The following is a 12112-nucleotide window of genomic DNA, read 5'->3' as shown; positions in this document are numbered from 1 at the left end:
GCCCCTACATCATGTTAAACCCCAAGTCCTTTCCCTAAGTGCCTACTGCTATAGATCAGTTTCTGGAATTTGGCCTATCCCTCTTTTGTCAAACAAGGGTGAAAGCCGGATCTGTCGTTGCCTGAAATAGCGCAAATTCGTCAAATTGCCCCAAAGTGACAGAAGAGGGCTATAGCAGTAGCCAGTTAGGTTAGGACATTAGATCGAGAGGGCACGGAGGGAACGCCTGCCCTAAGCCTTTTATCCCTAGGCCAGGGATGTCCTAACCAATATGACTACTGCTATACCTACCTGGTGACGGTAAATGAGCAAGGTCTAATTTCATCACTGGATGGCTACTTTAATACCTATTCCGCAGCGGCAGCTATTGCCGGCCAACGGGCACCTGAGATCCCAGCGGATGACACCCTCACAGGAGAGGTGGCCCCTGTTGATGAGACTTTCGATCCAGCCACGGCACGCTCTGTGGCCGAGCAGATGTGGACAGCACTGGCTGGCGGGGATGTGGCTTTTTAGAGTTCGACGGGGTTTCTGGGGAATTCATTGGCGAGCGCAAGAACGGAGTCAGTGGGGACCAGAACGGCGGAGTGACTGACGGCCTCCCTTGCTCCAGAGCTCCCGAAGCTTCTATTGTTCTAACCAATATGACTGCTGCTATACCTTCGACGGCACGGCGCTCCACTCGCCCACCTCTATGACTCTCGGGCCGAATAACGACCTCTACGTTATTGACGCGGGGAATGAGCGCGTCCTCCGGTTCGACCGGTCTGACGGGACATTCGTTACGGACGATTTCAATGAAGACGGCACGCCCGATGGTATGGCTGTGCCTTCCAATGGAGACGCCCTTGCGGATCGCTTGACTGATATTGCCTTCGGGCCAGATGGCCGCCTGTATGTGGCTGTCAACCCGCCGGCAAACCCAGATGACCCAGCCACTGCCCAGGTGGAGGCCCCTCAATTAGGGTCAGCTCAGATCCGGGCCTACAATCCGAACACGGGGGAACAAGACGTTGCCCGCAGCATTACAGGTCTGAATTTTGTTTCTTCTCTGGCATTCGGACCTGATGGCCGGCTCTACGTCATTGACGCCCCCTCCGCTATTGAGAACCCCGTTGACCCAGTGACGGGAGATCCGGTGGCTCCTGGCAACAGCCAAATGCTGGCCTACAACATTGACAGTGCGCACCCCCTCAACGGAGCGCCAAGGGCTGCTGGGCAGGTGGATCTCGGCGCTGCCGGTGCCGGTGACATCGACGTCAGTCCCGATGGACTGATCCTGGCCACCAACGATGCTGTTGGTACGGTCACGCAGTGCACGGTGACGAGTAACCCGGACGGCGGTGTGATTTTGGCCGCCGGCACTCCGATCTCAGTGGGCCTGCCGGATGCGGCTGCCGACACGGATGGACTGTCGCGCCCAACCGATCCGCTGTTTATTGCCGAGCGCTTCTACTAAGACGCCAGAGCCGGCTCCCTAGGGCCGGCTCGCGGCCAGTCTCTGTGGGGGGCTCGCCCCTGCGATAGCTCTGGCATCGCCGCACCCCTCACCCCCCCGATCTCTCCCCCACCAGGGGGGAGGGCCGAGAGAGGGTTTATCCTGTTAATGTGCAACGCCCAGTTTTTCTGCCGCCTGCCAAAAGGCAGATTTATCGATATGATATTAAGTTGGGGGGCATCGTTATTGCATAGTGGAACTTTTCGGTAGGGGGCTGCTGTCTAGGAAGAAATTACCAGCGGCCAGTGGGCAAGCGCTGCGGCTGCCCACGAGCGGCGCGCCCCGCACAGATCCCAGATAGCGGCCTGTGACGCCCGCCAGGCCCGCATTTTGGCATGGGAAAAGCCACCCGTTTGTATTGCAAATTGCTGCAGAAAATCCTTAACAATTTCTTCCATTTTTTTGGGAAAAAGATGAGTTAAAACTTAAAAGTGGAGAGGTCAATTTGTCTCTCGGCAGAACCGAGTGTGTTAAGACTGTAGAGTTAACAAAAGGAAGGGAATTATGAGCGAATCTTTAAGCCCGGCGGCAATCCAGGAAATGGCAGTGGCTTGGTACAAGAAACTGGACGTGCACGCGCCGGTGGAAGAGATTGTGCCCATGCTGGCGAAAGAAGGGGTAAAAATGGTCTTCCCTGAGGCGACAGTGGAAGGCATAGATGGGTTCAAAGGCTGGTACGACCGGGTGATCAATATCTTCTTTGATGAGGTTCACACTGTCAAGGAAGTGAATGTGACCCCAAAAGAGGACGGGAAGGCAGAGGTGAAGGTGGTGGTGAAGTGGGAAGCTTCCGTGTGGAAGCCACCGGCACCCTTCAGCGAGCGGATTGTTCTGGACGCCTATCAAACTTGGGAGGTGCAGCCCGATCCCGAGACAGGAAATCCGGTTGTGCTGACCTACATTGTAGACGAACTCAAATACTACGAAGGTTCCGCGAAACTTTAATGCTTTTGCATGCAAGGCGGGCAATTTGAGCGATAGCACATTCAAGAGAAACAAACTTCATGCTGTACAAGCTATTAGGTAGGAGTGGGCTGCGGGTTTCTGAGCTGTGCTTGGGATGCGGAACTTTCGGCACCATCTGGGGTTCCATAGGTTCCGAGAAAGAGGAAAGCCAGAAAATCTTTAATACGTTTGTGGAAGCGGGGGGGAACTTTCTTGACACGTCCAACCGCTACCAGGAAAGTCAGTCAGAACAATTTCTGGGGGAGTTCATCCATCCCAACCGCGACTCTTTGGTAATCGCGACAAAATACTCGCTCTTTGACGGGATGTCGGAGGGCAAAGACCCCAACGGGTGCGGAAATCACCGAAAGAACATGTTCCGCTCCGTGGAAGGCTCTCTGAAGCGGCTGAAAACAGATTACATCGATTTGCTGTGGATTCACATTGAGGATTACACGACGCCAATCGACGAGATTCTGCGGGCGCTAAACGATCTGGTCAGCCAAGGGAAAGTTCTCTATGTGGGGGCGTCGAATTTTCCGGCGTGGTGGCTGGCGCGTGCGAATACAATGGCGGATTTCCAAGGCTGGACGCCTTTTATCGGCACGCAATTAGAGTATAGCATTGTGGAGCGCTCTTGCGAGCCAGAATTTCTGCCCATGTCGAAGGAACTCGACATCGGTTTGGTGTCTTGGTCTGCGCTCGCCGGCGGTTTGGTCACAGGCAAATATAACCGGGGCGATCTCGACCCGAACCAGCCACACCGGCTCGTGGAGCATGTTGACCCCAATAAAAACGTTTTCTGGAGCGAGGCGACGAAGCGCAATTTGGCAATTATGGATGAGGTGATTAAAATTGCCGGCGAAATCGGCAAGCCACCCGTTCAGGTTTGCTTGCGCTGGCTGATGCAGAAGCCGGTTGTCAACATCCCTATTTTCTCCGCTCGAACTGTAGAGCAAGCCAAAGAAGATATAGGAGCGTGCGACTTCCAGCTCACCGAAGAACAAATGCAAAAGCTGGATAAAGCCAGCATGCCGGCGATTAATTCGGTGATGCCAGAAGTTGGCCCGTATCCCTATCCCATGCTGGAATTTGGCTCGCCGGCGCTGCCGAACTTCTACTCCCGCGCTTTGCTATTCGGCAATGTGGAGTATAAAATCCTCAATCACCGCCGCCCCTTACCGTACAAATACCACCCACCGCAAAGTTAAAGATTAAGGTGCGTTCTCGTCGGGCACTTCACCGCAGCCCTCTGATACCAATTTTGGAGTTTGGAGTTTGGATTTTGGATTGAAAAAGGCTGCTGGAAAGCCTTTTGGTATCCAAAAAAATACTATCTATCCAAACTTGGTATCATGGGAACGCACCCCAGGCGGAGAGGGGATAGCAGAAGCGCGGATTTCGAGCGCTTCGAGATTAAGCAGATGTTTGGAAATTATAATTTAAGGATGGTCTTATGAACTTTGAGCAAACGTTTGATTACATCATAATAGGTGCCGGTGCGGCAGGATGCGTGGTGACCAATCGCCTGAGCGCCAGCGCCGACACCAGCGTGCTGGTGCTGGAAGCAGGTCCCTCGGATGACAGTCCCCTCATCCACACCCGCAACTATTTTAATGGCTTCATAAACACCTGGGGAACCGATGTGGACTGGCAGCTGGAAACCGAAGAACAGTCCGGTCTGAAGGGTCGCAAAATTGGCATTATCCAGGGCAAAGTTGTCGGTGGCGGCAGTTCCGTCCACGCGATGATGTATGTGCGGGGCGACCGTCTCGACTACGACCACTGGAACTTCCTCGGCAACGAGGGGTGGAGTTATGAGGACGTGCTGCCCTACTTCAAGAAATCTGAAGATTATGAAGGCGGCGCGGATGAATATCACGGTGCCGGCGGTGGGATGAAGGGGATGAAATGCCCCGATCTCACTCCGGCAGCTTATGGATTTTTGAACGCTGCAGCTGAACTGGGCTACAAGAGCGGGCCCGATGTGGATTTGAATGCTGCCGATCACTCTGCAGCGGGAATTATGCAGTATAATTTCACGCAGGATGGCAAGCGCTGCAGCGCCGCTGACGGGTTTCTGACGCCAGTCCTAGACCGTCCGAATTTGACGGTTAAAACTAAGGCGGAAGTCACCCGCGTCCTGTTTGAGGGAACTCGCGCCGTTGGCGTTGAGTACATTCAGGATGGCGCAACCCATCAGGTGAGGGCTGAGCGGGAAGTGATTCTGAGTGCCGGCGCTTTTCTTTCGCCGAAAATCCTGATGCTGTCCGGCATTGGACCGGCAGATCACTTGCAGTCGCACGGGATTTCTGTGGTTGTGGATTTGCCTGGTGTGGGGCAAAATTTGCAAGACCACATGCGCCTGATGGTGGCTTACAAATCTAAGACAGAATTGCCGCTTCCCACTACAGTTGCTGAAGTCGGGCTTTTCGCGCGATCTCGCAGTGGCATGCAAGCTGCTTCTCCGGATTTGCAAATTAACTTCAGTGCCGGCATTCCTGGTTTCGTAGACGTTGCCGAATTTCCTTTTGAAGGCCCTCACTCGATTTTTGTGCCCATATTGGTGCAGGCGCAAAGCCGGGGTTACGTCAAGCTTCGCTCATCTAACCCACAAGACAAGCCGGTTGTCAACCCAAATTACTTGGGAGTCGAAACGGATGTCAAAGCTTACATCCGGGGGGTAGAAATCTGCCGCGAAATGGCGAACACTCAGGCGTTCTCGGAGTTTAATGATGGTGAAATTTGTCCGGGAGCCGGTGGGAATGTGGAAGAGTACATCCGCAGTCACGCTACTACTATTTGGCACCCCGCCGGCAGCTGCAAGATGGGTCGCGATGCGATGGCGGTGGTGGACCCGCAGCTGCGAGTTTATGGGGTTGAAGGGTTGCGAGTAGCTGACGCTTCGATTATGCCCACCGTTTCCAGCGGCAACACTAACGCCCCTTCTGTTATGATTGGCGAAAAGGCGGCGGATATGATTCTAGCCGCCAAGGGCTAAGGATGCTGAACGCTTCTCTGAACCTTGCCCCGGAGAGACGCGATTTATTTGCAAAAAAGTCTGAGACGCGATAAATCGCGCCTCTGCCACAAGAGGAACGCGCTTCGGCGTTTTCTGGGGGGAGGGGAGGGGTTGGGTGAGGGGAAAAAGCTCTGCGTTTAATCTTGTTTGCCTGCCTGCCGGTATATAATTGAATCATTGCCAATTCGAGGAATTAAAAATGGGACACGCACCTGATACTGCCCTGGGAAGAATGTACAAAGAGCATATCGAGTTAATCCTCAAAAAGGATATTGACGCTCTCTTGGCTCAATACACGGATGACGCTGTTCTGATCAGCAGTTTTGAAAAGACGCCCAAATATTTCCGGGGTCAGGAAGAGCTAAAAGAACACTTTAAAGGGATTTTGGGGATTGAGGGGCTGGAGGTTGATATTGCTTTCTGGGCGGAAACGGAAAACCCAACGACGCTGATGATTGTGGAAGCTATCAAATTGCAGACTGCGGATGGGGAAGCCTCCATGCGGTTTGCAGATAGCTGGGTTTTGCGCGATGGCAAGATTGCGATTCACTTTGCCGGCATGACTCAGTATCCGGATGGAAGCGTAGCTTAGAGCGCCGGTCTGGAAATCTCAGAAACCGGGTTTCTTTCGCCCAACCCGGTTTCTTTATCGAGGAATTGGCCGCGAACTTAAATTGCCAATTATCTCGATTCCTGTAAGGCTGAATGTGAGGGAGTTAATTACCATGTCTGACACAGAGGTTCGGGTGGTGGCTCGTGTTGTGGCGCTTCCAGAGAAACTGGAAGAAGTGAAAGCGATTGTCACTGGACTAGTGGAGCCAACGCGCAAAGAGGCCGGCTGCATCAGTTACGAAGTTTTGCAGAATCAGAATGACGCAACGGATTTTACAGTGGTGGAGGCGTGGGAGAGTCGGGAGTTGCTGGACGCCCATTTGAATTCGCCCCATCTCCAGGAGGCTGGCGCTCAACTGAATGGCATAACAGCCGCTGCGCCAGATATTCGCTTCTATACGCTGATAGCTTAGAGAAGAAACCGGGTTTCTTCGGGCCGGACCGCCGGAAAACTCAGCTTTCCCAGAGTAGAAACCCGGTTTCTGACCCGCCGCTGACAGTTCCAGGGGCATCTAGGCGTCAGCCCAATCCGACCGCAAAAAAAATGTCCAGCCGGAATACGTTATGATTTTCAAGTTTGACCGCTATTCTAATTTGAAAAAGTGGATTGAGTCAGACGTTTGCCAAGAAGGGCTGGATAAGACAAATCAGCTTGTCCAAGGTGGAGCTAATGTTCAGATGCTGACGGGGATGGAAGTCGGGCTTACCCCTCCTGGCAAGCCTCTTCCCAGACAGGTCAAGGAGCGGTTAGTTAAATTACTGCCCGGGCGCAACTTGTCTGCCGGCCCCAGCCGCTCAAGCTGAGTAAAATTACTTAACTAACCAAAATATTAAAAAAAGTGGAAGATTGGGTAGAGCCGGTTAAAACACTGCTACTCTAGAGTGAAGCCTTGTGAGAGATTCCTTAAAAATTATGAAGAATGGTTTTCAGAGATTAACATTTAGAGAATGAGTGCGGTTCGACTGTCCTGTGGATTTCTGCTAGAAAGGCTCACCGGCAGTCTGGCAATTATTATGAGGGCAGGGTGAAGGGGATGTTAAGCTGCGGGGGGATGGGGATTGCCTGATTCTTTAATCCCCCAGGAAGCGTGTTGCCACAACGGGGCATGGTGCCGTCAGGTACTGTCGCCTGAAATTTCCAGGGAAAACTACCTGAAACTGAGACAATGAAAGCAGTCGTACTCGACCGGCCTGGCAGTCCAGAAACCCTTTATATTGCCGAGATGCCGGAGCCCCAACCGGGGTCTGGTGAAGTGCGGGTTAAAGTGCGCGCAGCGGGACTGAATCCAGCGGATTATAAATTTGCGGCGTGGGGATTTCCAGGCAGGAAGTATCCCTGTATTATCGGGCTGGATGTGGCGGGAACCATAGATGCGATCGGGCCAGATGTCACCGGCTGGAAGGTCGGGGATGCGGTGTACTATCACGCAGATTTATCCAAACCGGGCGGATTTGCCGAGTGGCACGTAACCACGGCCACAACTATCGCGCCGGTGCCGAAAAATCTGTCGTTTGAGGAAGCAGCTGCCTTGCCTTGCGCCGGCTTTACCGCCTATCAGGCACTCTACCGCAAATTGCACATCGGGCCCGAACAAACGATCCTGATCCAGGCGGGTGCCGGCGGTGTGGGGGGGTTTGCTGTGCAGCTGGCAGCACGGGAGGGACTGAAAGTGATTTCTACTTGTTCAAAGCGCAACTTTGAATTTGTCCTGCAGCTGGGCGCTACAGAAGTAATAGACTACAATACAGAAGATGTCACTGCCAGAGTGATGTCAATCACAAACGGGCGAGGAGTTGATGCTATTGTAGATAATGTCAGTTCCGAAAGCGCGACTGCCGGTTTAGACATGCTGGCATTTGGAGGCGGGCTCGCCTGTGTGGTGGGACTGCCGGATTTCAGCCGGCTGCAATCCTTCAGCAAAGGGCTTTCCGTGCATGATGTGGCTCTGGGTGGGGCGTATATTTTGGGAGATGAAAAAGCCCGGGAGGATTTGGCTCGAATTGGCAGGGAATTTGGAGCGCTGGTCAGCGAAAAGAAAATTAACACCTTGCTAACCGAGTCCATCAGTTTAGAAGAAATTCCCGAGGCCCTGGTGCGGCTCTCTCAGCGGCACGTGCGGGGAAAGATTGTCGCTAAAATACTGCCTTAGGTGGAGCGCCCCTCAGCGGGCCGGCAGCGGATAGGAGTTTCGAGTAAAGGTGAGAAATAAGCATGAAACTGCAAGGAAAAAAAATTGCTATTTTCATAGAAAGCGACTTTTACGAGCCCGAGATATTTTACTACGAGCGTCGCTTTAAGGAAGAGGGAGCGGAAGTTCATTTCATAACCCGCTTGTGGGGGCAGCCGTCCCTAACCTTTCAAGGCCACGAGTATCGGGCCAACTTTGAGTGTCGCGAAAGCTTCGAGGATATAGACGACGAAACCCTCAAGACTTTCGCCGCTGTCATCGTGCCGTCCGGCATGGTGTCTGACCGGCTGCGCTACACTGAGGACATCGAAAAACTCCCACCGGCAACCGAGTTTCTCAAGCGAGCTTTTGAGGAAAAAAGCATCCTCAAGGGGATTATCTGCCACGGCATGTGGCTGGTCGCGCCGGCACCGGAACTGGTGAGAGGGAGGCCAGTTGTCGCCCACAACAATTTGCTGGGCGATGTCAAGAACATGGGGGCCATCTATACCAACGAAGACGTAGTGGTGGATGAGGATTTAGTGACAGGGCGTTCTGGTGGCCACTGCCACCTGTTTGCGCGAAAAATTGTGGAATTGCTGGCAGAGAGATAGTCCAGATTATCAGGAGACACTCAGGAGAGAGCGATGGGTTTGCAAATCTTTTCTCAATTGGCCTTGACCTGTAAAGATCCGATTGTTACGGAAAAGTTCTACAGCAAGTATTTTGGCTTCAAGAGGGCCCGGGTGGCGAAACTTCCAGACGGGGAGCAGATTGTCTTTCTCAAGATGATGGACTGCGCCTTCTACCTGGAACTGTTCAAGGCCAAAGAGGAATCTCCCATACCGCCCGCCACCAACGATGGCTACAATTTTCCCTCGGTCCGTCAAATCGGGTTTAAAGTTGACAGCGTAGATGCCAAGCTGGCGGAAATGGGCGAGGACGCTAAAATTACGCTCGGCCCTTTTAATTTTGACGATTACATTCCGGGGTGGCGCACAGTTTGGCTTGCCGATCCGGACGGCAATATTGTGGAAATCAGCCAGGGATTCGCCGATGAAGATAGCCCACCGCCTGTCGAGGAATAGGGTTTGTAAAGAATTGTAGCGATGCGGGCAAATAAGGCTGGCACCAGAGTATGCTAGGTGAGAACTCGATTTGCCGTCAGGGAAGTGTGTGCGGGAGGAGCTGAAGTGATGCCTGAGAATAAGGGAGGAGAAAATCCACCTTCAACTGCAAAGCCGGTCGTGGCTGCCCACGGCAATGAGAGGCTGACTTTTTTTAGTGACGGTGTTTTTGCGATCACCATCACTCTGCTAGTCCTGGAACTGAAGGTGCCCCACATTGCAGGGGGGCCGGATGTTGGAGCGGAACTGGCCCATGAGCTGGCGGATTTACTGCCGAAATTCATCAGCCATATCATGAGCTTTTTCGTGCTGGGCATTTACTGGGTGGCTCATCACAACATATACATGTACATCACCCGCCACAACCACACACTGCTCTGGCTGAATACCCTGTTCCTGATGTGCGTGGCATCGATCCCCTTTCCCACAGCACTGCTGGGCGAGTACCCTGACCAGCAAATCTCGGTGCTGGCGTATGCCGGCGTGCTGATTGCAACCGGCACAGTCTTGGACTTGATTTGGTGGTACGCGACCACTCACAATCTGGTCAGTGAGGGGACAGAGCAAGAATTCATTGCCTTCGTACACACCTTCAACCGGATAGCGCCCGCCTGCTATTTTGCGGCGATTGCTCTTTCTTTCTTAAACCTCAATCTGGCCAAATTAGTCTTCTTTGCGGTAGCCGCTTTCTACATCCTGCCCAACCCCCTATACCTGCGGCACTACAAAAAGATGTCCAAACGTTTCAACGAATAAACATCCCTTAGGGATGGCAGACCAGAAAAGGAATGGGAATCTGACAGACTTACTTACAGTTTTGGAGGCCCTCCAGTGGAGCACATGAATTTTTCCTTCTCAGACACAATAGGTGGGTACGTCACCTACTTTAACCGAGCTGAGAAAGCCTTTGGCATCAAGACCTCAGATGGGCGGGAATATAAGGCTTACCTGTCTCCGACAACGTGGGGGCGAATCGCCCAAAATTTGGAAGAGGGGTACATCGACGCCACTCCCCGGTTTAACGAATTGCTAACCCCCGGCCAGCACGTCTTTGCCTACGGGGCCTTCTACCCAAAAGGAGACGGGTACAAGTTTGAAGTCAAATCGATGGTATTTCCGGGTGACGCCCCCGGCAAATACCGGCACGAAGAGCAGGATTGGTGGATCGAGCAAGTGCGGTCGCTGGCGGACTCGTACCTGAAATGGCAGTTTAACTACCCAAAAGAGCCGATTGACTATCGGGAGTACCGCACCTTCCTGAACCTGGCCGGTAGCAAAAAGCAGGACGACTTTTTGCAAGAAACCGACACCATTTCCCGCTTGGTGTACGGGTTTGCCTCAGCCTTCCTGATGACCGGCGAAGACCGCTTCCTGGAAGGCGCAGAAAAAGGCACGGAATACCTGCGCGAGCGCATGCGGTTTTACGACCACGATGAAGACCTAATTTACTGGTATCACGGCATCAAGGTAACGGGGAACCGGGAGCAAAAACTGCTGGTTTCCGAGTTTGGCGACGACTACGACTGCATCCCCGCCTACGAACAAATCTACGCCCTGGCTGGCCCTGTTCAAACCTACCGGGCGAGCGGCGATCCGCGCATCCTCAAAGATGCCGAGATGACCATCGATTTGTTTAACAAATTCTACCTAGATAAAGAACTCGGCGGGTATTTCTCCCACATCGACCCCATCACCCTCGACGCCCGCGCGGAATCCCTCGGTCGCAACCGCGCCCGCAAGAACTGGAACTCAGTTGGAGATCACGCACCGGCCTACCTGATCAACTTGTATCTGGCCACCGGCGAAAAGGCATACGCCGACATGCTGGAGTACACCTTCGACACCATTGAAGCGCATTTCCCGGACTACGAAAACAGCCCCTTTGTCCAGGAAAAATTCATGGAAGACTGGAGCGCCGATCAAACCTGGGGCTGGCAGCAAAACCGCGCCGTAGTGGGGCACAACCTGAAAATTGCCTGGAACCTGATGCGGATGCAAAGCCTGACGCCCAAAGAGAAGTATGTGGCTTTTGCTGAAAAAATTGCCACACTGATGCCGGATGCCGGCAGCGACCGGCAGCGCGGCGGCTGGTACGATGTGGTAGAGCGCATCAAGGAGGAAGGAGAAGATTTCCACAGCTTTGTCTGGCACGACCGCAAAGCTTGGTGGCAGCAAGAGCAAGCGATTTTAGCCTACCTGATCCTGCACGGCTTGTTCAAGAAAGAAGAATACTTGAAGCACGCCCGCGAAGCGGCAGCCTTCTACAACGCCCACTTCCTCGACCATGACGACGGCGGGGTTTACTTCAACGTGCTGGCCAGCGGGCTGCCTTTCTTGATGGGAACCGAACGCTTCAAAGGCAGCCACTCGATGAGCGGCTATCACTCAATGGAGCTGTGCTACCTGTCAGCAGTGTACACCAACCTGCTGATTACCAAGCAGCCGATGGATTTCTACTTCAAGCCGGTGCCAGGAGGATTTAAGGACAGCATCCTGCGGGTGTCGCCAGATATCCTGCCTCCAGGCAGCATCAAGATTGGGAGCTGCGAGATCGATGGGCAGCCCTATACCGACTACGACGCCGACGCCCTGACAGTCAAGCTGCCAGACACGCAAGAGCGCGTGAAAGTCAAAGTAACTATTGTCCCGCAATAGCAGGTTTGTAGTAAGAGCTTTAGCCCTGAACTGGGAGTGAGGCTATCGCCCTCACTCCAAACTTAAAACTGTTGGGGGATGCCGC

The 12112-nt window shown here is 53.3% G+C and carries 13 protein-coding genes; all 13 read left to right on the top strand.

Annotation, left to right across the window (positions count from 1 at the left end):
• Positions 1-294 precede the first annotated feature (294 nt).
• The 13 genes from OSC10802_RS0103330 to OSC10802_RS0103265 all read left to right on the top strand — a co-directional run bounded on the left by OSC10802_RS0103330 (position 295) and on the right by OSC10802_RS0103265 (position 12027).
• Positions 295-516: a hypothetical protein gene (locus OSC10802_RS0103330; RefSeq protein WP_017715371.1), complete on the top strand. Its 222-nt coding sequence runs from the start codon at positions 295-297 to the stop codon at positions 514-516.
• Between the two features lie 178 nt (positions 517-694).
• Positions 695-1459, top strand: a complete 765-nt coding sequence (locus OSC10802_RS0103325) for an NHL repeat-containing protein (RefSeq protein ID WP_155967361.1) — start codon at positions 695-697, stop codon at positions 1457-1459.
• Between the two features lie 543 nt (positions 1460-2002).
• Complete coding sequence (locus OSC10802_RS0103315) at positions 2003-2443, top strand: hypothetical protein (protein WP_017715368.1); 441 nt, start codon at positions 2003-2005, stop codon at positions 2441-2443.
• Positions 2444-2502: 59 nt separating this feature from the next.
• Positions 2503-3654 carry an aldo/keto reductase gene (locus OSC10802_RS0103310; protein WP_017715367.1) on the top strand — a complete coding sequence of 384 codons (1152 nt, stop codon included), beginning with the start codon at positions 2503-2505 and terminating at the stop codon, positions 3652-3654.
• Positions 3655-3899: 245 nt separating this feature from the next.
• Positions 3900-5444 carry a GMC family oxidoreductase gene (locus OSC10802_RS0103305; RefSeq protein ID WP_017715365.1) on the top strand — a complete coding sequence of 515 codons (1545 nt, stop codon included), beginning with the start codon at positions 3900-3902 and terminating at the stop codon, positions 5442-5444.
• A gap of 220 nt (positions 5445-5664) precedes the next feature.
• The gene (locus OSC10802_RS0103300; protein WP_026098124.1) at positions 5665-6057 is read left to right on the top strand and encodes a nuclear transport factor 2 family protein; all 393 of its coding nucleotides are present in this window, start codon (positions 5665-5667) and stop codon (positions 6055-6057) included.
• Positions 6058-6190: 133 nt separating this feature from the next.
• Entirely contained in the window at positions 6191-6490 is a 300-nt protein-coding gene (locus tag OSC10802_RS0103295) for a putative quinol monooxygenase (RefSeq protein WP_017715363.1), read from the top strand.
• A 151-nt stretch (positions 6491-6641) separates the two neighbouring features.
• Positions 6642-6881 carry a putative antibiotic biosynthesis monooxygenase gene (locus tag OSC10802_RS43900; protein WP_017715362.1) on the top strand — a complete coding sequence of 80 codons (240 nt, stop codon included), beginning with the start codon at positions 6642-6644 and terminating at the stop codon, positions 6879-6881.
• Between the two features lie 362 nt (positions 6882-7243).
• Positions 7244-8227: a zinc-binding dehydrogenase gene (locus tag OSC10802_RS0103285; protein WP_017715361.1), complete on the top strand. Its 984-nt coding sequence runs from the start codon at positions 7244-7246 to the stop codon at positions 8225-8227.
• A 62-nt stretch (positions 8228-8289) separates the two neighbouring features.
• Complete coding sequence (locus tag OSC10802_RS0103280; RefSeq protein WP_017715360.1) at positions 8290-8859, top strand: DJ-1/PfpI family protein; 570 nt, start codon at positions 8290-8292, stop codon at positions 8857-8859.
• 33 nt (positions 8860-8892) lie between these two features.
• Complete coding sequence (locus OSC10802_RS0103275; protein ID WP_017715359.1) at positions 8893-9333, top strand: VOC family protein; 441 nt, start codon at positions 8893-8895, stop codon at positions 9331-9333.
• A 57-nt stretch (positions 9334-9390) separates the two neighbouring features.
• A complete protein-coding gene (locus tag OSC10802_RS38515; protein WP_155967360.1) occupies positions 9391-10128 on the top strand; it encodes a TMEM175 family protein in 738 nt (245 codons plus the stop codon).
• Between the two features lie 84 nt (positions 10129-10212).
• Entirely contained in the window at positions 10213-12027 is a 1815-nt protein-coding gene (locus OSC10802_RS0103265; protein WP_017715357.1) for an AGE family epimerase/isomerase, read from the top strand.
• The last annotated feature ends 85 nt before the right edge of the window (positions 12028-12112 follow it).

Origin of the sequence: Kamptonema formosum PCC 10802 (genome assembly GCF_000332335.1) — a bacterium.
Taxonomy (GTDB): domain Bacteria; phylum Cyanobacteriota; class Cyanobacteriia; order Cyanobacteriales; family Oscillatoriaceae; genus Oscillatoria.
This window is presented reverse-complemented; position numbering and strand designations above follow the sequence as displayed.